This is a genomic window from Bradyrhizobium cedriense (assembly GCF_054602315.1).
This window is the reverse complement of sequence record NZ_JBTSWB010000001.1, coordinates 1,090,662-1,114,795: the sequence shown is the minus strand read 5'-3', so window position 1 is coordinate 1,114,795 and position 24,134 is coordinate 1,090,662. Positions and strand designations below refer to the sequence as shown.

Below are 24,134 nucleotides of genomic sequence, written 5' to 3'. Positions count from 1 at the left end.
AGAGGATGCCAGGCGTTCGTTGGGTGAGGATTGTCGGGATGGCCTGCGCCGTGCTGTCAGCGCTGGCGCTCTCGGTCACGCCTGCAAGCGCGACATCGCGCATCAAGGATCTCGCCAATATCGAAGGCGTGCGGCAGAACCAGCTCATCGGCTACGGCCTCGTCGTCGGCCTCAACGGCACCGGCGACACGCTCAACAACATCCCCTTCACCAAGCAGTCGCTGCAAGCGATGCTCGAGCGCATGGGCGTCAACATCCGCGGCGCCACCATCCGCACCGGCAACGTCGCAGCCGTGATGGTCACAGGCAACCTGCCGGCCTTCGCCACCCAGGGCACGCGCATGGACGTCACGGTCTCCGCGCTCGGCGATGCCAAGAATCTCCAGGGCGGCACCCTGCTCGTGACCCCCCTGCTCGGCGCCGACGGCAACGTCTATGCGGTGGCGCAGGGCTCGCTCGCGATCTCCGGCTTCCAGGCCGAGGGTGAGGCGGCCAAGATCGTGCGCGGCGTTCCGACCGTGGGACGCATCGCCAACGGCGCCATCATCGAGCGCGAGATCGAGTTTGCGCTCAATCGGCTGCCGAACGTGCGCCTGGCGCTGCGCAATCCCGACTTCACCACCGCCAAGCGCATCGCGGCCGCGGTCAACGACTATCTCGGCGTCAAGACCGCCGAGCCGATCGACCCCTCGACGGTGCAGCTGTCGATCCCGCCGGAGTTCAAGGGCAACGTCGTCGCCTTCCTCACCGAGATCGAGCAGCTTCAGGTCGACCCCGATCTCGCCGCCAAGATCATCATCGACGAACGAAGCGGCATCATCGTGATGGGCCGCGACGTCCGCGTCGCCACCGTCGCGGTGGCGCAGGGCAATCTCACCGTGACGATCTCCGAGAGCCCGCAGGTCAGTCAGCCCAACCCGCTCTCGCGCGGCCGCACCGTGGTCGCGCCGCGTAGCAGTGTCACCGTCACCGAGGACGGCAAGAAGCTGGCACTCGTCAAGGACGGCGTCTCGCTCCAGCAGCTCGTCGACGGCCTCAACGGCCTCGGCATCGGCCCCCGCGACATGATCAGCATCCTCCAGGCGATCAAGGCCGCCGGCGCCATCGAAGCCGACATCGAGGTGATGTGATGCAGACCGGCGCGATCAACACCCCGCGCGTCGCCAGCTCGTCCGCCTTCTCGGTCGAGAGCCGCAACGGCCGGCCGGATTTCGACCTCGCCGCCGCACTCCAAAAGGTCCCTCCGCAGCAACAGGCCAAGGCGCAGAAGACCGCCACGGATTTCGAGGCGATGTTCCTCAACAGCATGTTCGCGCAATTGACCTCGGGCCTGAAGGGCGAAGGCCCATTCGGCGATACGCCCGGCACCGGCGTGTGGCGGTCGATGCTGACCGAGCAGTACTCCCAGAATTTCGCCAAGGCCGGCGGCGTCGGTGTTGCCTCCGAAGTCTACCGCACCCTCATCCTGCAGCAGGCGAAAACGATCCGCACGGCATAAGGTCAAACGAGATGAACCACTTCAACGCCTCACGCCAGCCGATGCAAGCCCAGCGTCCGAACGCCACGCCCGGCAGCGCCGAGGCGCGCAAGCTCGCCGAGGACCTGATGGATGCGATGAACGCCCTGCTCGGACTGATCGAGCGCGAGACCGAGCTCGTTCGCGCCGGCAACGTCCGCGAGGCGATGACGCTCGAGAGCAAGAAGCAGGAGCTGTCGCGCAATTACGTCGGCGCCGTCAGCCAATTGAAGGCGAACCAGGCGCAGTTCGCGAAAACCGCGCCGGAACTGCTCTCGACGCTGCATCGTCACCACGATGCGTTTCGCGCGATGCTCCAGGTCAATCTCACCGTCCTAGCGACCGCGCACGCGGTTTCCGAGAGCGTCGTGCGCGGCGTCAACGCCGAGATCCAGAAACGCAACGTACCGAACACCTATACGGCCGCCGGACGCCGCGCCGCGCCGGGTCCGCGCCACATCACCCCGCTCGCGGTCAGCCGCTCGCTCTGAGCGCACAGAAACAAGCGATAATTTTACGAGAAATTGCGCGGCGATGTCGTCGCGCAGTTAGGCACGTTTCCTTACCGGGTCTTCAAACCTGGTGTTCCATGGTTGCGCTATGAGAGGGGTTGGGATTTGACTCACGTGAGGCAACCAGGAGGCTGCCATGAGTACAGATTTCAGCATCAGGCCGGTGGGGATCCCGGCGCCCACGCATATCGTAACGCCGTCCAACGCGGCGGCGAACGAGGCTGTGCAAACGGATCTTCCGGTGAGCCAAACGGTCGCCGCGGCCGATACGAGCGCGCCCGCGCGCAATGATTTGCCAAACCACGAGAACGTGTCGCGCCAGGTCGTGTTCGATCAGGCGGCTGCGTCCTTCGTCTTCCAGGTCGTCAACGACAAGACCGACGCGGTGGTGAACCAGTTCCCAGACGAGGCGATGCTGCGCCGGCGCGCCTATTTCCATGCCCTGGATCTGAAGTCCGAGCCGTCTCGTCCGCTCAGCACGGACGTCAGCGCCTGACGATTGGGCATCGAGCATCGTAACGGCGGATCGACGTCAGTCGAGCCGGCCGCAAGTTCGATGACGATGTCGTTGATCTCCACCCTCACCCGTGCCCATCCGCGTGAACCTGGTCCGGGGTGGGGAAAATGCTCGACCGCGACAGCTCTCCGTCACGGCCGTCCGGATAGGCCTGCGGCGATATTGCGGTTGATCTCGATCAGCGGGCGGAAGTGATCGAACTGCGGGCTCATCTGCAGCGCAGCGGTCTGGCTAAGCACGAACACACTGATGTTAGCGATCTTCTGCCGGACGTCGATCGGCTGCGGATTGGTGTCACGCATCGCCTCGCTCAGGAAGATGGTCCAGAGCTTGCGGTTGAACATCAGGGCCTGCATGGTCTGCTCGCTGAGCGGATCTGCGTTGTTCACGGCGTCCTGAAGCTTGTTGGCGGCCTTGAGCAGGGTCTGCGCCTCGATGTCGCGAGGAGATGCGGTGGTGGTTGCAACACGCGCATAAGCCGAGGCAGCGGAATTCGACATCAATCACACCCTGGAGGTTACCTAGCGCGTTGTAAGCGCTTAAGGATTTCTTTCCCAACCCTAGGCAGCACCGCTTAAGATTTGCTTACGTGTTGTGCTTGAAGCACTCCGGACAATTACGGGGCGCGGAGGACTTCGTCGACGCAACGCTAGATGCACGCATGCACGATGTAAACTCGCTCGGCGTGATGCGCATCGATCGCAGCTAATCTTGTCTTAGCGATCTCCCTCAAAAGAACGGCGGAGCGTCAGCCCCGCCGCGAATCTCGAATAGCGAATTTGCGCTGCGATACTATCGCAGCAGCTGCAGCACGCTCTGTTGCGACTGGTTGGCCAGCGACAGCGCGGAGACCGCGATCGATTGGCGGGTCGACAGCGCCTGGCTGTTCGCCGCTTCCTCATTGGTGTCGGCGAGCGTCAGGTTGGACGAACCGGTCTGGAGAACGTTGATCAGGTTCTTGGAGAAGTCCTGACGCACCTGCACGATCGACAGATTCGAACCGAGCGTCGAACCTTCCGAGCGCAGCGTGCTCGAGGCTGCATTGAGGCTGGCCAGCACCCTGTTGGTGGCGCCGTTGTCGATGAAGTCGACGCCGTTGACGAGATTGCTGAGACCGAGGCCCGCCGCATTGAACACCACGCCATTGATGCTCAGCGTGGAGCTGCCGGTCTCGTTGAAGACGAGCTTCAGCGTGTCGCCGTTGAGCAGATTGACGCCGTTGAAAGAAGAGTCCTGCGAGGTCGTGTCGATCTGGGCCAGAATGTTGTTGAACTGGTTGACCAGGTTGGAGCGTGCGGTCTGCGCGACGGGATCCTGGACCGGCGGCTGCGCGGTGGTGAAGGCCAGAACACCCGTGATCGTGCCGCCGACTGCGCCGCCCGCGATCGTCGAACCGAGCGTCGAGGAGGCGTATTCGTTGACGGTGGTCACCGTGAGCACGCCGTTGGCATCGATCGTCGCCGTCAGGTGATTGGCCTGCAGCTGCGCGTTGAGCTGGTCCAGCGTCTTGACGGTGCCGTTGGTGCCGTCGCCGAAAGTGACGTTCACCGGGGTGCCGCCGTTGAACGAGGTGAAGGTGAGCGTCTTGCCGCTGATGCCGCCGACGCCGGACGTGCGGGCCGCGGTGAAGGCGGTCGCCGTTCCCGTGTTGCCGCTGAGACCGAATGCGCTGAGCGCATTGCCGGTGCCGGTAATCGAGAGGTCGGCGTTGACGCCGGTGGAGAGCGCAAGCTGACCGCTGCTGTTGACCGACGACGGGATCTGACCCGAGGTGGTCGACAACGTCGCCGCGCCGTTGAAGATGCTGGCCGTCTTGACGCCGGTCGCAAGGTCGATCGAGTTGAGCAGGTCGGTCAGCGTTGCGCTCTGGATGTAGACGGTGGAGTTGCCGTTGCCGTCCGTGACGATATTGCCGCTGACGCCACCCGAGGTGACGCTCGTGGCCGATTGCGGCGTCTGCGCGTTCTTGAAGGTGATGGTGTGGCCGTCGATGTTCAGCGTCGAGCCGTCCTGAACGAGCGTCCCGAGCGAACCAGCCGTGGTCGAGCGGGCCGCAGTGACGCTGGCATTCCCGGCGCCGGTTGCGGAGGTCACACCGAGCGCCTTGAGGAAGTCGGCCTTTCCGGTCACGCTCAGATCGGCGCCGGTCGAGCTCTTCAACGTGATCTGGCCGCCCGCGATCGACGATGCCACCTGAAGCGTTCCGACGGGACCGGCCGAACCGCTGACGGAGATGGTCGCGGCGCCGGCGCTGATCGCCGCGCTCTTGACGCCGCTCGCCAGGTCAATCGCGCTCAACAGGTCGTTGACGGTGCCGGTGGGCGCGGCGGCCGTCCCCATGTAGACGATCGAGTTGCCGTTGCCGTCGGTGGCGATGTGGCCGCTGGCATCCAGGCCCCAGCCGGTCGGCTGCGCCGCGGGCGCGGCGCCGGTCCGGAAGGTAATTGTCTTGCCGTTGACGGTGATCGAATCTCCGTCGGCCGGCGACGAGCCGAGGGTGCTGGCCGCCGTGGTGCCGATCAGCGTCGCGGTGCCGGTCAGAGCAGTGGTGCCGTCTGCCATGGTTGTGGCAACGCCGGTCAACGTGCCCGCGGTCGAGCCGAGCGATGCACCGAGTGCGGCGGCGGCCGTCACCGGCGTCACGCCACCGGGTGCACCCGTATAGAGCACGTTGCTGTTGGCGGTCGCGCTCGCATAGGAGGTCGTGCCGCGCAGATCGGCGGGCGTCGCGCCGGGAATTGTCGTCGAAACGTTCGACTTGGTGGAGTAGCCGACCGTGGTCTGGAGCGCCTGGTTGGCGATCGATTTCGCGCTGTCGATCAACTTCTGCAGCGAGGTGATGCCGGTGTTGGCGGCCTGGAGCACCTGCACACCGTTGTTGATGCCATCGAGCAGGTTGCTGATGTCACTCGCCCGGTTGTCCAGCCCCTGCGCGGTGAAGAAGTTGGTGGGATTATCGAGCGCCGTGTTGACCTTCTTGCCGGTCGACAGCCGCTCCTGCGTCGTGGCCAGCAAGTCGGCCGTCGACTGCAGCGACAACAGGTTCTGGCGAACTGACGCCGAGAGAACGATGTTGGACATTGGCGAGTCTTCCTCTTGAACCGGATACGAATCGGCCGCGCCGTCGGAAAGCGGGCTTTTGTCCAGTCTTAGGGGCTGTCCTTTAAAGTATGGTTAACGCCGGTTTAAGGGATAGGGTTAATGGCCAGTGAACGCCTCCTGCCTGCATCCAAACGCAAAAAGAGCGGCGGGGCAAATGGCCCCGCCGCTCGAATTTATCTCGTAATTTCAGTTACTTATTACCGAAGCAGCTGGAGCACGCTCTGCTGCGACTGGTTGGCCAGCGACAGCGCGGAGACCGCGATCGACTGGCGGGTCGAGAGCGCCTGGCTGTTCGCCGCCTCGACGTTGGTGTCGGCCAGGGTCAGGTTGGAGGAGCCGGTCTGCAGCACGTTGATCAGGTTCTTGTTGAAGTCCTGACGGATCTGCACCACCGAGAGGTTCGAACCGAGGCTCGAGGCTTCCGAGCGCAGCGTGCTCGAGGCGGCGTTCAGATTGGTCAGCACCCTGTTGGCGGCGGCGTTGTCGATGAAGTCGACGCCCACGGTCAGCGAGGCGAGACCGAGGCCCTTGGAGTTGTAGGTCACACCGGTGATGTTCAGGCTCGACTTGCCGGTCTCGTCGAACACCAGCTTGAGCTGATCGCCGTTCAAGAGGTTGACGCCGTTGAACGAGGAGTCCTGCGCCGTCGTGTCGATCTGGTTCAGGATGTTGTTGTACTGAGACACCAGGTTCGCACGGGACGTCTGCGCGACCGCGTCCTGAACGGGAGTGGAAGCCGTCGAGAATGTCAGCGCCGATGTGAGCGTACCGCCGATCGCGCCGCCCGCTGCAGTCGAGCCCAGCGTGGAGGAGGCATAGTCGTTGGACGCGGTGATGGTCAGCAGGCCGTTGGCGTCGATCGTCGCGGACAGGTTGTTGGCCTGGAGCTTCGAGTTGAGCTGGTCCAGCGTCTTGACCGTGCCGTTGGTGCCGTCGCCGAAGGTGACGTCAACCGCGGTACCGCCGTTGAAGGAGGTGAAGGTCAGGGTCTTGCCGGCAATGCCGCCGATACCGGAGGTGCGGGCCGCCGAGAACGCGGTCGCATTGCCGGTGTTGCCCGAAAGACCAAACGCGGCCAGCGCGTTGCCGGTGCCCGTGATGGACAGATCCGCGTTGATGCCCGTCGAGAGCTGGAGTTGGCCGCTAGTGTTGATCGACGAGTTGCTCTGGCCGGTTGCGGTACTCAGCGTCGCGGCGCCGTTTGCTGCGATCGACGCGGTCTGCACGCCGGTGGCAAGGTCGATCGCGTTGAGCACGTCGGCGACGGTGCCGGCCTGGAGATAGACCGTCGAGTTGCCGTTACCATCGGTGATCACGTTGCCGCTCTTGCCGAAGCCGGCCGGGATCGCCGGAGCGTTGGTCGAGCCGGGGACCGGCGCGTTCTTGAAGGTGATGACCTTGCCGTCGACATTCAGGGTCGCGCCATCGGACACCAGCGATCCCAGCGAGCTCGAGCTCGTCGTACGGGTGACGCTGAGCGATGCGTTGCCTCCGCCGGTTGCGCTGGAGAGGCCCAGCGCCTTGAGCAGATCGGCCTTGCCGGTCAAGGACAGATCCGCACCCGTCGAGCTCCTGATCGTGGTGATACCCGCGGCAATCGAGGAGGCCGTCTGGCCAGTGCTGGCCCCGATCGTCGCCAGCCCGCTTGCGATGACGGAGGTCTGCACGCCGCTGGCGAGATCGATCGCGGTCAGCAGGTCGTTGACCGTCGCAGCCGGAGTGCCGGCTGTGCCGAGGTACACGGTGGTATTGCCGTTGCCATCGGTCACCAAATTGCCGCTGAGGCCCGAACCTGCCGGAACGGCGCTGGCAAGCGGCGCCGCACCGGAGCGGAAGGTGATGGTCTTGCCGTTCACCGTCAGCGTGTCGCCGTCGGCGGGAGCCGAGGCAATCTTGGAGGCGGCGGTGGTGCCGATCAGGGTCATCGTGCCGGTGACGGCAGTGGTGCCGTCGGCGGCGGTCACGGCCACCGCGTTCGAGAACGTGCCCTGGGTCGCGCCGAGGGTGGTCGTTGCGACGGCCGCGGTGACACCACCTGCAGTGCCGTTATACAGCACGTTGCTGTAGGCGGTCGCGCTGGCATAGGACGTCGTGCCGCGCAGGTCGGCCGCGGTCGCACCGGCGATCGTGGTGGAGACGTTGGACTTGGTGGAGTAACCGACGGTGGTCTGCAGTGCCTGGTTGGCGATCGACTTGGCGCTATCGATCAACTTCTGCAGCGAGGTCAGACCGGTATTGGCGGCCTGCAGCACCTGCACGCCGTTGGCGATGCCGTCGAGCAGATTGTTGATGTCGCTGGCGCGGTTGTCGAGCGACTGTGCGGTGAAGAAGTTGGTGGGATTGTCCAGGGCCGAGTTGACGCTCTTGCCGGTCGACAGACGGTTCTGTGTGGTGGCGAGAAGATCGGCGGTGGACTGGAGAGAAAGCAGGTTCTGGCGAACCGACGCAGAGAGAACAATACCGGACATGACTCTTTACCCTTCTGGCTTACGCGTCTTCGTTCGATCGCTTCTGGATCGAGTGACAGGGCCAGCGTGCAGCGACATGGCTAACAAAGGGTGAAGCGCGTGGGGCACGCATAAGCGCCGGTTCACCATGACCGGTCAGACGGCGCGCACGCGGGTCGCAATACCGCTGAAATCATTGGAAATTCCCGGCGCTTACGTTCCATTAACCATAACCGCTGGTTACTTTTGATGGTTACTTTTTCGAGCGCCCCCTGCCCTTCGCGCAATCGCGCGCAGCCAAAAAGAAAGCGGCGGGGCCGAAGCCCCGCCGCCAGATCTTGCTTGCGATGTCGTCCGCGATTTAGCGGAGCAGCTGCAGCACGCTCTGCTGCGACTGGTTGGCCAGCGACAGCGCGGAGACCGCGATGGACTGGCGGGTCGACAGCGCCTGGCTGTTGGCCGCTTCGACGTTGGTGTCGGCCAGGGTCAGGTTGGACGAACCGGTCTGCAGCACGTTGATCAGGTTCTTGTTGAAGTCCTGACGAACCTGCACGATCGTGAGGTTCGAGCCCAGAGCCGAGGCTTCCGAACGCAGCGTGCTCGACGCAGAGTTGAGGTTGGTCAGCACCTTGTTGGTGGCAGCGTTGTCGATGAAGTCGACACCGCTGGTCAGCGCAGCGAGGCCCAGACCCTTGGAGTTGTAGGTCACGCCCGTGATGCTGAGGCTCGACTTGGCAGTTTCGTCGAACACCAGCTTGAGCTGGTCACCATTCAGCAGGTTGACGCCGTTGAACGAGGAGTCCTGGGCGGTCGAGTCGATCTGCTGGAGGATGTTGTTGTACTGGTTGACCAGGTTCGAACGCGAGGTCTGGGCTACCGTGTCCTGGACGGGGCTGGAAGCCGTCGAGAACGTCAGCGACGAGGTCAGCGTGCCGCCGATCGCACCACCCGCGGCGCTCGACCCGATGGTCGAGGACGCGTAGTCGTTGGTGGTCGAAACCGTCAGCAGGCCGTTGGCGTCGATCGTCGCCGACAGGTTGTTGGCCTGAAGCTTCGTGTTGAGCTGATCCAGCGTCTTGACCGTGCCGTTGGTGCCGTCGCCGAAGGTGACATTGACCGCCGTGCCGCCGTTGAAGGAGGAGAAGGTCAAGGTCTTGCCGGTAAGGCCACCGACGCCGGAGGTGCGCGCGGCGGTGAACGCGCTCGAGGTCCCGGTGTTGCCGGCAAAGCCAAGCGCATTCAGCGCATTGCCAGTGCCGGTGATCGAGAGGTCGGCATTGACGCCGGTCGAGATCTTGAGCTGACCGGAGGCGTTGATCGACGAGTTGGTCTGACCCGACGCGGTCGCGAGCGTACCACCGCCGCTGCCGTTGAGCGTGAAGGTCTGCACGCCCGTGGCGAGGTCGACCGCCTTCAGCACGTCGGCGATCGTCGCGCTCTGCAGATAGACCGTCGAGTTGCCGTTGCCGTCGGTGACGACGTTACCGGACACACCCTGGGTGGAGGCGAGCGAAGCCGCGGCCGGCGTCGGGCCATCCTTGAAGGTGATGACATGGCCATCGACGTTCAGGGTCGAACCCGACGAGATGAACGACGACAGGGTCGCGGCACTCGTGGTACGGATCGCGGAAACTGTGACCTTGCCCGCACCGGTCGCAGCCGTCAGGCCGAGGGCCTTCAGGATGTCGGCCCTGCCGGTCACGCTCAGGTCGGAACCGGTCGTGCTTTGCAGCTTCACCGCGCCGCCAAGGGTGACGGTGGACGGGGTCTGTCCCGCGTTTGGTGTGAGAGTGCCCGCGTCGTTGCTCTGCACGCCGCTGGCGAGATCGATGGCGGTCAGCACGTCTCCGATCGTAGCCGTCGCGACGGAGCCAAGGTAAACCGACACGTTGCCGCTGCTGTCGGTGAAGACGTTACCGCTCGTCGTGGCCGTAACAAACTCAACCTGCGTGAGGCCCGTCGGCGCCGTGGCAGGCGCATCGCCCGCAACGAACGTCACGGTCTTGCCGTTGACGGTGAGCGTGTCACCCGCAACAACGCCGGCGGTGGCGTCGCCGGCAGGAGCAGAACCATTCAGTTGCTTGCCCGCAGTCGTCGTCCCGCTGATGACCGACCCCGTGTAAGTGCCCAAAATGCCGCCCAGCGTGGTGCCGCTAGCAGCGGCAGTCGCGCCACCTGCAGCACCGCTATAGAGCACGTTGCCCAAGGCGCCCTCGCTGGTGTAGCTGGTCGTGCCGCGCAGGTCGGACGCCGTCGCACCCGAGATCGTGGTGGAGACGTTCGACTTCGAGGAATAGCCGACGGTGGTCTGCAGGGCCTGGTTGGCGATCGACTTGGCGCTGTCGATCAGCTTCTGCAACGAGGTGATGCCGGTGTTGGCGGCCTGCAGCACCTGCACGCCGTTGGCGATGCCATCGAGCAGGTTGTTGATGTCGCTGGCACGGCTGTCGAGCGACTGCGCCGTGAAGAAGTTGGTGGGATTGTCGAGAGCCGAGTTGACGCTCTTGCCGGTCGACAGGCGGCTCTGGGTGGTGGCGAGAAGATCGGCAGTCGACTGCAGCGACAACAGGTTCTGGCGAACCGACGCAGAAAGAACAATTCCAGACATACTCGCCCTTCTGGGAACGCGTCTACACTCACGATCGCAACTGATCGAACCGACTGTAGGACCTTGCCCTCGATCTTCTAACAAATGTTAAAAATGGAACCTCGCTCTTCAAAAACAAAACGGCGGGGCCGAAGCCCCGCCGCCGGATCTTGCTTGCGATGTTGTCCGCGATTTAGCGGAGCAGCTGCAGCACGCTCTGCTGCGACTGGTTGGCCAGCGAGAGCGCGGAGACCGCGATGGACTGGCGGGTCGACAGCGCCTGGCTGTTCGCCGCTTCGACGTTGGTGTCGGCCAGCGTGAGGTTGGCCGAACCGGTCTGCAGCACGTTGATCAGGTTCTTGTTGAAGTCCTGACGAACCTGCACGATGGTCAGGTTCGAACCCAGAGCGGAGGCCTCCGAGCGCAGCGTGCTCGAGGCCGTGTTCAGGTTGGTGAGCACCTTGTTGGTGGCCGCGTTGTCGATGAAGTCGACACCGCTGGTCAGCGCAGCAAGGCCCAGACCCTTGGAGTTGTAGGTCACGCCGGTGATGCTCAGGCTCGACTTGGCAGTCTCGTCGAACACCAGCTTGAGCTGGTCGCCGTTCAACAGGTTGACGCCGTTGAACGAGGAGTCCTGCGCAGTCGAGTCGATCTGCTGGAGGATATTGTTGTACTGGTTGACCAGATTGGCACGCGAGGTCTGCGCAACCGTATCCTGGACGGGGGTGGAAGCCGTCGAGAACGTCAGTGACGAGGTCAGCGTGCCGCCGATCGCAGCACCCGCGGTGCTCGAACCGATGGTCGAGGACGCGTAGTCGTTGGTGGTCGAGATCGTCAGCAGGCCGTTGGCGTCGATCGTCGCCGACAGGTTGTTGGCCTGAAGCTTCGAGTTGAGCTGATCCAGCGTCTTGACCGTGCCGTTGGTGCCGTCGCCGAATGTGACGTCAACCGCCGTACCGCCGTTGAAGGAGGTGAAGGTCAGGGTCTTGCCGCTGATGCCGCCGATGCCGGAGGTGCGGGCCGCCGAGAACGCGGTGGCGGTGCCGGTGTTGCCGGCAAGGCCAAGCGCATTCAGCGCGTTGCCGGTGCCGGTGATCGACAGATCGGCATTGACGCCCGTCGAGAGCTTGAGCTGGCCCGAGGCGTTGATCGACGAGGCGATCTGACCTGAGGCGGCCGCAAGCGTCGCGGCGCCGTTGGCGTCAATGGTGGCTGTCTGCACGCCGGTGGCAAGGTCGACCGCGTTGAGCACGTCGGCCACGGTGCCGGCCTGGAGGTAGACCGTCGAGTTGCCGTTACCGTCGGTGATCACGTTGCCGCTCTTGCCGAAGCCGGTCGGGATCGAGGGGGCGTTGGTCGAGCCGGGGACCGGCGCGTTCTTGAAGGTGATGACGTGACCGTCGACGTTCAGCGTCGAACCGTCCGTGATCAGAGCGCCCAGCGAGCCCGAGCTGGTCGTGCGGGTCGCCGTCGCCGTGACGTTGCCGCCACCCGTCGCGGTGGTCAGGCCCACCGCCTTGAGCAGGTCAGCCTTGCCGGTCACGGACACGTCCGCACCCGCCGAGCTCTTCAGCGTCACGATACCTGCGGCAATCGACGACGCCGTCGCACCGGAGGCAACGCCGATGGTCGCAGCACCGCTGGTGATCGTCGAGGTCTTCACGCCGCTGGCGAGATCGATCGCGGTCAGCAGGTCGTTGACGGTCGCAGCCGGGGTGCCGGCAGTGCCGAGATAGACGGTGGTGTTGCCGCTGCCGTCGGTCACGAGGTTGCCGCTGACGCCCGAGCCAGTCGGGACCGCGCTGGCGGCCGGCGCTGAGCCGGACCGGAAGGTGATGGTCTTGCCGTTCACCGTCAGCGTGTCGCCGTCGGCGGGAGCCGAGCCGATCTTCGAGGCGGCGGTGGTGCCGATCAGGGTCATCGTGCCGGTCACGGCGGTGGTGCCGTCGGCGGCGGTCACGGCCACCGCGTTCGAGAACGTGCCCTGGGTCGCGCCGAGGGTGGTCGTACCGGTTGCAGCGGTCGCGCCACCGGCAGCGCCGCTGTAGAGCACGTTGCTGAGCGCCGTGTTGCTGGCATAGGACGTCGTGCCGCGCAGGTCGGCCGCGGTCGCACCCGAGATCGTGGTGGAGACGTTGGACTTGGTGGAGTAACCGACGGTGGTCTGCAGCGCCTGGTTGGCGATCGACTTGGCGCTGTCGATCAGCTTCTGCAGCGAGGTGATGCCGGTGTTGGCAGCCTGCAGCACCTGAACGCCGTTGGCGATGCCGTCGAGCAGGTTGTTGATGTCGCTGGCGCGGTTGTCGAGCGACTGGGCCGTGAAGAAGTTGGTGGGATTGTCCAGGGCCGAGTTGACGCTCTTGCCGGTCGACAGGCGGCTCTGCGTGGTGGCGAGAAGGTCAGCGGTGGACTGGAGGGAGAGCAGGTTCTGACGAACCGACGAGGAGAGGACGATACCGGACATTGAGTGTTACCCTTCTGGTACGCAACGCAACAAACTTCGATTAGGATTAATCGATGTGCGGGACGGTGAACGTTGAGGGCTAACAAAGCATGAAGCGTGTCGCGCCAGTCCTTGCGCGGATTCACCATAAGAGTCGTCGAAGGAAAATCGTGCCTGCGCGTATCGTCATGATTGGGCGGTGCTTTTTCAGGCAGTCGCCGCGCATTTGCCACTTGTCAACCATAACTCAGAGTGGGCAATTGGCTGCATTCGAATGCATCACCTGGCGTCGCCCCTTACCACCATTGAACGCTGGCGCAGAAAAAAGCGGCGGGGCCGAAGCCCCGCCGCCATGATCGTCTTATGTCTTCCGCTTGTTAGCGGAGCAGCTGGAGCACGCTCTGCTGCGACTGGTTGGCCAGCGAGAGCGCGGAGACCGCGATCGACTGGCGGGTCGAGAGCGCCTGGCTGTTGGCCGCTTCGACGTTGGTGTCGGCCAGCGTGAGGTTGGCCGAACCGGTCTGCAGCACGTTGATCAGGCTCTTGTTGAAGTCCTGGCGCACCTGCACCACCGAGAGGTTCGAACCGAGGCTCGACGCCTCCGAGCGCAGCGTGCTCGACGCAGCGTTCAGGTTCGTGAGCACCTTGTTGGTGGCCGCGTTGTCGATGAAGTCGACACCGCTGGTCAGCGCAGCAAGGCCCAGACCCTTGGAGTTGTAGGTCACGCCCGTGATGCTCAGGTTCGACTTGCCGGTCTCGTCGAACACCAGCTTGAGCTGGTCGCCGTTCAACAGGTTGACGCCGTTGAACGAGGAGTCCTGCGCTGTCGTGTCGATCTGGTTCAGGATGTTGTTGTACTGAGAGACCAGATTGGCACGCGAGGTCTGCGCAACCGTATCCTGGACGGGGGTGGAAGCCGTCGAGAACGTGAGCGACGAGGTCAGCGTGCCGCCGATCGCACCGCCCGCGGCGCTCGAACCGATGGTCGAGGACGCGTAGTCGTTGGTGGTCGAGATCGTCAGCAGGCCGTTGGCGTCGATCGTCGCCGACAGGTTGTTGGCCTGAAGCTTCGAGTTGAGCTGATCCAGCGTCTTGACCGTGCCGTTGGTGCCGTCGCCGAATGTGACGTCAACCGCCGTACCGCCGTTGAAGGAGGTGAAGGTCAGGGTCTTGCCGCTGATGCCGCCGATGCCGGAGGTGCGGGCCGCCGAGAACGCGGTGGCGGTGCCGGTGTTGCCGGCAAGGCCAAGCGCATTCAGCGCGTTGCCGGTGCCGGTGATCGACAGATCGGCATTGACGCCCGTCGAGAGCTTGAGCTGGCCCGAGGCGTTGATCGACGAGGCGATCTGACCTGAGGCGGCCGCAAGCGTCGCGGCGCCGTTGGCGTCAATGGTGGCTGTCTGCACGCCGGTGGCAAGGTCGACCGCGTTGAGCACGTCGGCCACGGTGCCGGCCTGGAGGTAGACCGTCGAGTTGCCGTTACCGTCGGTGATCACGTTGCCGCTCTTGCCGAAGCCGGTCGGGATCGAGGGGGCGTTGGTCGAGCCGGGGACCGGCGCGTTCTTGAAGGTGATGACGTGACCGTCGACGTTCAGCGTCGAACCGTCCGTGATCAGAGCGCCCAGCGAGCCCGAGCTGGTCGTGCGGGTCGCCGTCGCCGTGACGTTGCCGCCACCCGTCGCGGTGGTCAGGCCCACCGCCTTGAGCAGGTCAGCCTTGCCGGTCACGGACACGTCCGCACCCGCCGAGCTCTTCAGCGTCACGATACCTGCGGCAATCGACGACGCCGTCGCACCGGAGGCAACGCCGATGGTCGCAGCACCGCTGGTGATCGTCGAGGTCTTCACGCCGCTGGCGAGATCGATCGCGGTCAGCAGGTCGTTGACGGTCGCAGCCGGGGTGCCGGCAGTGCCGAGATAGACGGTGGTGTTGCCGCTGCCGTCGGTCACGAGGTTGCCGCTGACGCCCGAGCCAGTCGGGACCGCGCTGGCGGCCGGCGCTGAGCCGGACCGGAAGGTGATGGTCTTGCCGTTCACCGTCAGCGTGTCGCCGTCGGCGGGAGCCGAGCCGATCTTCGAGGCGGCGGTGGTGCCGATCAGGGTCATCGTGCCGGTCACGGCGGTGGTGCCGTCGGCGGCGGTCACGGCCACCGCGTTCGAGAACGTGCCCTGGGTCGCGCCGAGGGTGGTCGTACCGGTTGCAGCGGTCGCGCCACCGGCAGCGCCGCTGTAGAGCACGTTGCTGAGCGCCGTGTTGCTGGCATAGGACGTCGTGCCGCGCAGGTCGGCCGCGGTCGCACCCGAGATCGTGGTGGAGACGTTGGACTTGGTGGAGTAACCGACGGTGGTCTGCAGCGCCTGGTTGGCGATCGACTTGGCGCTGTCGATCAGCTTCTGCAGCGAGGTGATGCCGGTGTTGGCAGCCTGCAGCACCTGGACGCCGTTGGCGATGCCGTCGAGCAGGTTGTTGATGTCGCTGGCGCGGTTGTCGAGCGACTGTGCCGTGAAGAAGTTGGTGGGATTGTCCAGGGCCGAGTTGACGCTCTTGCCGGTCGACAGACGGTTCTGCGTGGTGGCGAGAAGGTCAGCGGTGGACTGGAGGGAGAGCAGGTTCTGACGAACCGACGAGGAGAGGACGATACCGGACATGACTCTGTTACCTTTCTGGTAAACGACGCTACTGTTACGCGTCTGCTTGGATCGAGATTGACCCAGCGACCGGCGGACCGTGGCGCCGAGACCTCTAACGAAACATGAAATGAAATCCGCGCTTTTGTCGGCTCGCGCGTGATTCGGGCACGGAAGGTGCGCGCATCGCCGCAGCGCTACACAAGCGCGGCATTGAAAGCATTGAGCTTTTTCTGGCAAAGGCGCGGAATTTACAACTCGTTAACTTATTCCGAGCGAGAATCGGGACTTGATGAGCCGCAACGAACGCTCGGTTACGAAAGCGTTGATGGAGAACAGGCAATGGCCCTCAAGGTCGAGCTCAGACCGCACGAACGCATCATCGTCGGCAACTGCGTGATTACCAACACGGACCAGCGCGCCCGCCTCCTGATCGACGGCGACAACGTGCCGATCCTGCGCGAGCGCGACATCCTCACGCCGGAGACCGCCGATACGCCCGCCAAGCTCGTCTATCTGGCGGTCCAGCTCATGTACATCTCGCCGGATCCGCAGACCCAGCACGGCACCTATTTCAACCTGGTGCGCGACATCGTCACCGCAGTGCCGAGCTCCTGGCCGATCATCGAAGCCATCAACAACAACATCCTGAACGGCGACCTCTACCGGGCGCTGAAGGACGCCCGCAAGCTGATTGCCTATGAAGAGAAGCTGCGGGATCAGTACGCGGCCACGCATCCCAAGGCGGACGCGGACACAGCCGACGTGAGCTCCGCCGCCTGACAATACGCTTTCACGCGCTCGAGCCGCCCGAACGACAACGGCCCCGGATCGCCTCCGGGGCCGTTGTCGTTTCAGGCATGCATCAATGCTACTGCGCCGCAAGCGGCGGCGCCTCGACCTCGATCAGTCCGCAACTGCTCCGCCGTCCACCTAACTCCAGCACGGCCCCGACCAGCGCATCGATATCGGACTCCTCGGTGCGGTGATTGACGATCGCGGCGCGGATCGCAAACCGGCCGTCCAGCGTCGTGCTCGACGGCGCTGCGATGCCGGACTCCTGGACATCGGCGACGATCTCGCGATTGACCGCATCGTCGGCGCGGTAGCGGAAGCAAACGATGTTGAGATTGACCGGCGCCAGCAATTCCAGCCGGGGTTCGGCCAGCACGCGCGCCTCGAGATATTTTGCAAGCGCGCAGCTTCGCGCGATTGCCGCGCCAAGTCGATCGGTACCGAACGTCTTCAGCGTGAACCACGTCTTCAACGCGCGAAAGCCGCGCGACAGATCGGGGCCGAGATCGCAAGGCCAGACGGCGCCCGCTGCAAGCCCCCTCGCCTCGCGGCGCAGATAGGCCGCCGGCTGCGCAAAAGCCTGCCGATGCCGCTCGCCGTCGCGCACAAGGAGGAAGCCCGCGTCGTAGGGCACCTGTCCCCATTTGTGGAAGTCGAGCGCAATGGAATCCGCGAGCTCGATGCCGGCGAGTAGCGGCGCCAGCTCGGGCGACAGGACCGCGAGCGCACCGAAAGCGCCGTCGACGTGAAACCAGATTCCTTCCTCCCGGCACAGCTCAGCGACTGCCCTGAGATCATCGATCGCACCGATATCGACCGTGCCGGCGGACGCGACGACCAGGAAAGGCTTGAAGCCGACCTCGCGATCAATGGCGATCTGCGCACGCAACGCCGCGACGCCGATACGATGATCGGCATCGACATCGATCTTGCGCAGCGCATCGGTGCCGAGCCCGGCAGCGTCCATCGCCCTGGAGACGCAGCCATGCGCAGCCTGCGACGTGTAGGCCGTGAGCAGCGCACCGTCGTTGCCGATGCCGTGCTGCCGCGCCAGCGCGCCGAGCGCAGCTGTGCGCGCCACCAGCACTGCCATCAGGTTTGCCATCGACGTGCCCGTGACGAAGATGCCGCTCGCGCTGTCGGGAAAAAGGAACAGGCGGCGCATCCAATCGACGATCTGCCGCTCGACCTCGATGGGCATGTGATCGCGCCCGCCGAGATTGGCGTTGAGGCCTGCCGCGAGCATTTCCGCAAGCATCCCGACCGCCGTGCCGCCGCCATGCACCCAGCCCATGAAGCCGGGATGGACGTTGCCGGTCGCATACGGAGCGATATGCTCACTGAACTCGCGGTAGACTTCGGCGAGGTCGCCCTCCTCGCGCGGCACGTCGGCCCTGAATGCCGCTCGGACCTCATCGGGGATCGGCCGCCAGACCGGGCGCGACCGAACGTTGGCAATGCCGTCGATCGCCTCGTCCAGCATGCGATGGGCCAGCGCGCGAAATTCGCTCCAGTCCTGCGGATCGAGCGAGGTGCTCGTGACGGCGGCCTTCGTGTTGCGGATGATCTCGTTCATGCCGCGCTCTCCCTGCCCGTCTGTGCGTACCGCGACAGCATCGCAGTGAACGCGGCAAAGATCTTACGCATCTGCGGCGGCTTGTAAGGGAACACGACCGGCGAATCCATGTTGTGCACGACGGCGGTGTTGTCGGCCTCGAAAACCAGGAGCTCGCGTTTCTCGTTCTCGGCGCAATCGACGATGAAATAATCGAGGCCGACGCGCCGGCTCAACTCGTCGAGCGCACGCTCGTGGCGCGCGGCGAAGGCGTGATCGAAATCGCGCATGAAGACGGCTTCCTCGGCCCGCTTCTCCTCGCTGAATGCCATGTAGGCGTTGAGATACCAGATGTCCCATCGGTCGGCGATCGCCATGTGGCAGGCGTACGGCTTGCCGGCGACCATGGCGAGACGATACTTGCGGTAGAGCCCGTCGGGACTGACATAGTCGACGAAGCGTGCGACGAAGAAATCCTGCTCGTTCCGTTCGGCGAGGTAGGCCGCGAGCCCCGCCGCATCGTCGAGCTTCGCGAGTCCGACGCCGGCATGCGAGCCACGCGGCCGCGCGATGATCGGAAAGTGCAGTTCGCCTGCGATGTCCTCGCAGGCGATCTGGCCTTGGGCGAGATCGGACAATTGCGCACGCGTTGCATGGATGGTCGCGGGAATGTCCAGACCAGGCACGCCAGCCAGCAGCCGATACAGCTTGTCGCGATCCAGGTTGCCGATGCGATCCGGACGATTGAGCAGCGGCCGCGGCCAATGCGGCGCGGCCTCTTCGATCAGCGCGAGCGCCTCGCGGCATTCCTCGGAGTCGGAAGCGACGACGATGGCAACGTCGTGCTCGGGCAAGGTTTCCGGCAGCCCGACGCCCTTGACCACGTAAAGGGTCAGCAGTTCGATGTCGGAGCCTTCGAGCAGGAAATCGATCGGCGTATTGCCGCCCATGTCGATGTCGGCTGCAAGCGCGAGCACGCGTAAGCCGGCTTCCGGGGTTGCGCTGGGCGTGCGGAACAGCTGGTGGAAGCCGAGCACCTCGGATTGGATCGCAAGGCCCTGATCCTTGTCGCCCAGAAGCTGGGTGATCAACGACAGATCCAGCCCTTCGCCCGCCAGCGCGGTCCCCGCCGCGATCCGCGCCACGAGCTGGTCGCGCAGCGGGTGCAGATCGACGCCTTCGAAGGCCTGGCGCGTCAGCTGAGCAAAGCCGATGCGGTCGGCATAATTCGCCGCGGTCAAGCTGATCGGCGCGGAAACTGGATGCTGCATCTCACACCTCCAGCGCGGGCTTTGTTGGCACGCGTCGGACGCGCGTTCCGGCTCAGACAAACGGGATGCGCCGCCGCTCATCCCGGAAGGCTCACGCCGCGGCATTGGCTGCCGCCACGGGCGCCGGTGCGAATTGCGAGGCGATGTCGCCGTGGAACACCGATGGTCCGACGTGATCGAGCGAGCTCTGGATGTCGGCCCAGATCTCGCCGCCGATGTCGGTCCAGCGCTTGCAGAAGGCGAAGTCCTCGGAAAGATACGTGCCGGTGGCCGGGTCGATCATGCATTCGAACAGCGCGAACCGGTTCTGGCTCGCCGCCAGCGTATCGTGCGAATGCTCGCGGATGAATTGCAGGCCCGCATAGGCCGGGTGGCGGCACATCGCCTCCAGCGCGTGGCGACGGATCATCAGGAAGCCGGTGCCGGCATAGCGCACGCGGGTGAAGCCGTTCACCACGACGATGCGGTCGGGATCCTCGATCTCGAGCACGTAGTCGAGCGAGGCCGCCGGCACGTCGGCGCGGCCGGCCTCGATCGCGCGCTTCGCCTTGTCCCAGTTGACCCGCTTGATCGGGTAACAGCCGGCGACGACGTCCGCGCCGCATTCGATCAGCCGGAATACCTGCTCCGACTTGAAGCCGATATCGGCATCGATGAACAGGAAATGCGTCGCCTTGGGATCGTCCAGGAACATCGCGACAAGGTTGGCCCGCGCTCGCGTGATCAGGGCGTCGCCATCGCGCAAGTGCACCTTGAGCTCGAGATTGGACATGCCGTGTACGGCGCGCTGGAGCGCAAAGATCGAGCTCGCATAGATGCTCGACACCTGCCCGCCGAAGCACGGCGTGGCCACCACCAATTGCATCTTGTCCGACATCGGCAGCTCCGCCCCGCTCCAATCCTCACCAAGACGTAAAGAGGCATGGTTAACGGCGTCTTAACGCGGCTTTACAGGAACTTGACGAGCGAGAGCTGCGCGAGGTTCGAGGTCACCTGGTAGGACGCCTGGAGGGCGTTCTGGAGCGCAAGGATCTCGCTCGCGACCTGGTCCGGCGAGGCCGATTCCGCCTGGTCGATGATGCCCTGGAGCTGCGCCTTCGCCTGGGTCTGCCGCGTGGTCGCGTCCTTCATCGTGTTCTGGGCCATCGCGATGTCGGTCTGGATGTCCTCGATGCGCTGCTGGCCGGGCTGCTGGGTCAGCGCCTGCGTCACCCGCAGGCTCAGCGCCGACACCTGCCCGCCCGAATACTGCCCGGTCGGCGAGGTCGAGAACGTCCCGAAAACCGCGATCGCCTGCAATTGCCGGCGGATCGCATCCTCATTGGCCTGGGCGCCATATTGCACCGTGACGGCATCGTCGACCCGCGCCATCGCGGTCGAGCGCGCCGAGCCGGGCTCGTCATTGCCCAGGTACCACTTCACGGTGGTGGCCGAACCGTTCACCAGCGTGGTTGCCGAACTCGCCGGTGACGAGCCGACCCGTAACGGCGGCTGCGTGGCGGTCACGGGCGTCGCGCTGAAACCGAGCGAGCTCAGCGCCCCCGTGTTCGAGGTCGTGATGTTGAGGCTCGCCGCATCGTCGGTGTTGATCGTGATCGAACCGCCATGGACGGTCGACGGCTTCGACGTCCCCGTGATCTGGTCGACCTTGTTCAGCAGGGTCTGGATGCTGTCGGTGACGTTGAGCTGATTGCCGGTCGCGCCCGAGCTGACGAAGGTCAGCGTGGTGCCGTTGACGGTGATCGTGTCGCCCGCGACGAAGCCTGGCGAGATCGAGTCCGAAGGGCTCGCGCCCGACAGCGCCGTCGCGCCCGTGACGGGAGTCGGCGGCGCTGCCTGGTTGTTGACGGGCGTGCCGATCGCAGAGCTGGCGGTGTTGAAGAAGTTGTCGCCGGCGACGATCGCGGATGCGGCCACCAGCGACGTGTTGGCCAACTTGGTGATCGCGGTGTTCAGCGCGGTGTTGAGGTTCGCGGCGGTATTGTTCGGGTTGACCGGGACGCTCGCATCGATCGCGAAGCTGCCGAGCGGAGTCGGCGTCGCCGTGGACGCGGTCAGGTCGATCTGCTCGGTCGTGCCGTCCGGCAGGGTGAACTGAATGCTGAGCTTGTCGCCATTGTTCGGATTGATGCCGTTGAGATCGACCGAGAACGACACCGGCGAGCCGCTCGGGCCGGTGACGGTCGCGCCCGTCAAGGTCGAGGACACCGCCTTGAGCTTAAGCCCGAACGGCGATCCGGCGACGTCCTCGGACACCTGCACCGAACTCGGCGTCGGCTGCGTCTGCACCAGGCGACCCATGCCGTTGGCGCCGAGATCGGCGGCCTGGCGTTCCGCCATCACGGTCTTGAACCCTGCCTGCGTCGTGGTGCCGTTGATGATGTCGCCGGCATCCGCGACCGACTGCGTGTTGACGGCCGTTCCCGAGAACAGATAGCGGCTGCCGGTCTGCGTGTTGAGGACGCCGACCATCGAGCCGAACTGGGCGGCGGCGGTGTTCTGCGCGATGGTCTGGCCGTTGACGTTGAGATCCTGCGCGGTGTTGGCGGAGCCCGTCTGCACCGTGCTGCGGATCTTCGTCAGCGACTGCAGCGCCGTGTTGGCGAGGTTGATGCTGACGTTGACGTTGGTGATCGTGTCGGTATAGGCGGCGATGTTGGAGAGCTGCGCGCGGCCGGCGATCGCAAAGCCCTCGTTGGTGCCCATGCCGGCATAGTTCTGCGACAGCTTGCCGGTCGAAAGCTGCGTCGACAGATCGGTGAGCTGCTGATTGATGTTGCGAATCTGCGCGCCGAGAACCGACGAAGAGTAGTTGATGCTGCTGATCGACATCTGTCAGAGCCCTGTTACTTGTTACACTTGAGCCTGGAGCAACGTGTTCATCATGCTCTGCACCACCGACATGACGTGGGCGTTGGCGGCATAGGCATTCTGAAGCTGGATCAGGCTCGACATCTCCGAGTCCAGATTGACGCTGGCGGTCGAGTCGAACTTGGCCTGGAGCGTCGAGACCACGACGCTCTGGCCCTGCTGGAGCTGGGTCGCCTGGGTCGCGGCATTGGCCTGCACGCTCAGGAATTGCTGGAGAAAGTTCGAAACGCTGCCGGAGAAGGGCTGGTTTGCCGAGCCGAGGCCGCTCTGCGGGGAATAGGAGAACACCGCATTGGTGAGCTGCGAATAGAGATAATCCGAACGCGTGGTGTCGCCCGCGGGCGTCACCGGAGACGTGTTGTAGATCGACAGCCTCGTCGGATCGTTGACCAGCTGCGTGTTCACGGCGATGCGCCCGGCAAGCCCGGTCATCTGCGAGCCCGACGCGGTGATTGCGCCAGTGTAGAGCGCCTGCCCGCCGTCGGTGAACACCGCCAGTTGCGGGTTGCCCGAGGTCAGTGACGAGATGGTCTTGGTGGTCGCGGCCGAACTGACCTTGGCAAGGCCGGTGTTGTCGTCGGTCACCCGCAGCGTCGTCGCCGTCGCCGGCGACGGAGCGGCGGCGAACGAAAGATGCGTGCCGGCAAGCGCGGTATTGAGCGCGGAGGCGATCGCCCCCATGCCGCCGGCGAAGTCGATGCCGATCCGCATCGGATTGGCATTGGTCGCATTCTGGAGCGGCAGCGCCGCCGGATCGGTCACGTTGACCAGCGTGATCTGGCGCTGCGTGTTGGTGGTCGTGTCCGTGTAGGTGATGTTGACCGTGTTGCCAGGCAGCGAACCCGCGAGCTCGAGATCGAACCCGGCCGGCGGACCGGAGACCGTGCTGCCCGACGTGGTCCTATCGGACAGCGCGCTCGACATCGTGGCGGCGAGCTGGTCGATCTGGTTCTGCGCCTGCACCAGCAGCTCGTCGCGCAGCTTCAGGTCGGCCGCGATCTGGCCGGACGAAACCACGTTGTTGGCGACGACGTCGACTTGCGAGCCGTTCGGCAGCTTGATGTTGAACGCACCGACGCCGGACTTGGCCGGGTCGATGTTGTAGAGCGAGGTCGCCGACAGCGCGCCGGCGGAAGCAAAGGAGAATTCCGAGGCGAGCCCTGCGCCGACCAGCTGAATACCGGTCGTGGTGTAGATGTTGGCCTGATTCGAGCCGTCGGTGGTGACGCGGACGTCGACATAGTTCGACAGCGTGTTGATGGCCTGGTCGCGCTGGTCCATCAGTGTGGCGGCCGATGGATCGGTCGCCGACAGGCCCTGGAGCCTGGTATTGATATCGGCGATCTGCTTCATCGCGGCATTGGCGGCTTGCGCGGAGTTGCTGAGATCCTGCTCGACATTGGAGCGAAGCGACTGGATACCCGTGGTGGTGACGTTGAGCTGCCGCGCCAGCGCCTGCGCCGCCCCAAGCGCGACGGTCTGCGCCGAGGACGCGCCCGAGCTGGTCGAAAGCGCCTGAAGCGCGCTGGTGAACTTGTTCAGCGCAGTTTCGAGCGTGCCGGCATTGCCGGGCGTGCCATAGACATTCTGAAGCTGCTTCAGGATGTTGGCCATCTGGTCGGCATAGCCGCTGCCGCCGGTCTCGGTACGCAGCTGGTTCAGCACGTAGGTGTCGAGCTCACGGGTGACACCGGTGGTCATCGCCGTCGCGCCGAACTCGCCGGTGGTGACCTCGATCTGGTTCGCCCTCTGGACGACGTAACCCGGCGTCTGCGAATTCGCGACGTTCGAGGAGACGATAGAGAGCGCGGCCTGGTTGGCACGCAGGCCGCTCATCGCACTGGCGAGGGCTGAACTCAAACCCATATCACTGGCCGCCTTTGGTTACGTT

At 64.7% G+C, this 24,134-nt stretch carries 16 protein-coding genes; 5 read left to right on the top strand and 11 right to left on the bottom strand.

The annotated features are described in order from the left end of the window. The first annotated feature begins 5 nt into the window (after nt 1–5). The 4 genes from ACYCVF_RS05185 to ACYCVF_RS05170 all read left to right on the top strand — a co-directional run bounded on the left by ACYCVF_RS05185 (nt 6) and on the right by ACYCVF_RS05170 (nt 2,524). Nucleotides 6–1,130, top strand: a complete 1,125-nt coding sequence (locus ACYCVF_RS05185) for a flagellar basal body P-ring protein FlgI (RefSeq protein ID WP_459597563.1) — start codon at nt 6–8, stop codon at nt 1,128–1,130. Next, entirely contained in the window at nt 1,130–1,498 is a 369-nt protein-coding gene (flgJ, locus tag ACYCVF_RS05180; RefSeq protein WP_459597561.1) for a flagellar assembly peptidoglycan hydrolase FlgJ, read from the top strand. Before ACYCVF_RS05185 ends, flgJ begins: the two co-directional genes overlap by 1 nt. Before the next feature lie 11 nt (nt 1,499–1,509). Further along, entirely contained in the window at nt 1,510–2,007 is a 498-nt protein-coding gene (locus tag ACYCVF_RS05175) for a hypothetical protein (protein WP_459597559.1), read from the top strand. A 157-nt stretch (nt 2,008–2,164) separates the two neighbouring features. Beyond that, the gene (locus ACYCVF_RS05170) at nt 2,165–2,524 is read left to right on the top strand and encodes a hypothetical protein (RefSeq protein WP_459597557.1); all 360 of its coding nucleotides are present in this window, start codon (nt 2,165–2,167) and stop codon (nt 2,522–2,524) included. 152 nt (nt 2,525–2,676) lie between these two features. On the opposite strand, the gene flaF is transcribed toward ACYCVF_RS05170, so the two are convergent. From flaF to ACYCVF_RS05140, 6 genes are all read right to left on the bottom strand, one after another. Continuing rightward, complete coding sequence (flaF, locus tag ACYCVF_RS05165) at nt 2,677–3,045, bottom strand: flagellar biosynthesis regulator FlaF (protein ID WP_028181463.1); 369 nt, start codon at nt 3,043–3,045, stop codon at nt 2,677–2,679. Between the two features lie 292 nt (nt 3,046–3,337). Beyond that, entirely contained in the window at nt 3,338–5,626 is a 2,289-nt protein-coding gene (locus ACYCVF_RS05160) for a DUF1522 domain-containing protein (RefSeq protein ID WP_459597554.1), read from the bottom strand. 218 nt (nt 5,627–5,844) lie between these two features. After that, on the bottom strand, nt 5,845–8,115 hold the full coding sequence (locus ACYCVF_RS05155; protein WP_459597552.1) for a DUF1522 domain-containing protein: 2,271 nt from the start codon (nt 8,113–8,115) through the stop codon (nt 5,845–5,847). A 340-nt stretch (nt 8,116–8,455) separates the two neighbouring features. Next, the gene (locus tag ACYCVF_RS05150; RefSeq protein ID WP_459597550.1) at nt 8,456–10,702 is read right to left on the bottom strand and encodes a DUF1522 domain-containing protein; all 2,247 of its coding nucleotides are present in this window, start codon (nt 10,700–10,702) and stop codon (nt 8,456–8,458) included. 172 nt (nt 10,703–10,874) lie between these two features. Then, on the bottom strand, nt 10,875–13,145 hold the full coding sequence (locus ACYCVF_RS05145) for a DUF1522 domain-containing protein (RefSeq protein WP_459606468.1): 2,271 nt from the start codon (nt 13,143–13,145) through the stop codon (nt 10,875–10,877). Nucleotides 13,146–13,501: 356 nt separating this feature from the next. Next, nucleotides 13,502–15,772: a DUF1522 domain-containing protein gene (locus ACYCVF_RS05140; RefSeq protein ID WP_459606469.1), complete on the bottom strand. Its 2,271-nt coding sequence runs from the start codon at nt 15,770–15,772 to the stop codon at nt 13,502–13,504. 321 nt (nt 15,773–16,093) lie between these two features. Between ACYCVF_RS05140 and flbT the strand changes: the two genes are divergently transcribed. Continuing rightward, nucleotides 16,094–16,534 (top strand): flagellar biosynthesis repressor FlbT, encoded by a 441-nt coding sequence (gene flbT / locus ACYCVF_RS05135; protein ID WP_459597544.1) that lies wholly within the window; start codon nt 16,094–16,096, stop codon nt 16,532–16,534. 88 nt (nt 16,535–16,622) lie between these two features. On the opposite strand, the gene ACYCVF_RS05130 is transcribed toward flbT, so the two are convergent. From ACYCVF_RS05130 to flgK, 5 genes are all read right to left on the bottom strand, one after another. After that, complete coding sequence (locus ACYCVF_RS05130; protein WP_459597542.1) at nt 16,623–18,122, bottom strand: pyridoxal phosphate-dependent decarboxylase family protein; 1,500 nt, start codon at nt 18,120–18,122, stop codon at nt 16,623–16,625. Beyond that, nucleotides 18,119–19,372: an ATP-grasp domain-containing protein gene (locus ACYCVF_RS05125; protein ID WP_459597539.1), complete on the bottom strand. Its 1,254-nt coding sequence runs from the start codon at nt 19,370–19,372 to the stop codon at nt 18,119–18,121. The genes ACYCVF_RS05130 and ACYCVF_RS05125 overlap by 4 nt, the downstream gene beginning before the upstream one ends. Before the next feature lie 91 nt (nt 19,373–19,463). Beyond that, a complete protein-coding gene (locus ACYCVF_RS05120) occupies nt 19,464–20,249 on the bottom strand; it encodes a hypothetical protein (protein WP_459597537.1) in 786 nt (261 codons plus the stop codon). 71 nt (nt 20,250–20,320) lie between these two features. Continuing rightward, nucleotides 20,321–22,204, bottom strand: a complete 1,884-nt coding sequence (locus ACYCVF_RS05115) for a flagellar protein (RefSeq protein WP_459597535.1) — start codon at nt 22,202–22,204, stop codon at nt 20,321–20,323. Between the two features lie 21 nt (nt 22,205–22,225). Beyond that, on the bottom strand, nt 22,226–24,109 hold the full coding sequence (gene flgK, locus ACYCVF_RS05110) for a flagellar hook-associated protein FlgK (protein ID WP_459597533.1): 1,884 nt from the start codon (nt 24,107–24,109) through the stop codon (nt 22,226–22,228). Nucleotides 24,110–24,134: the final 25 nt, after the last annotated feature.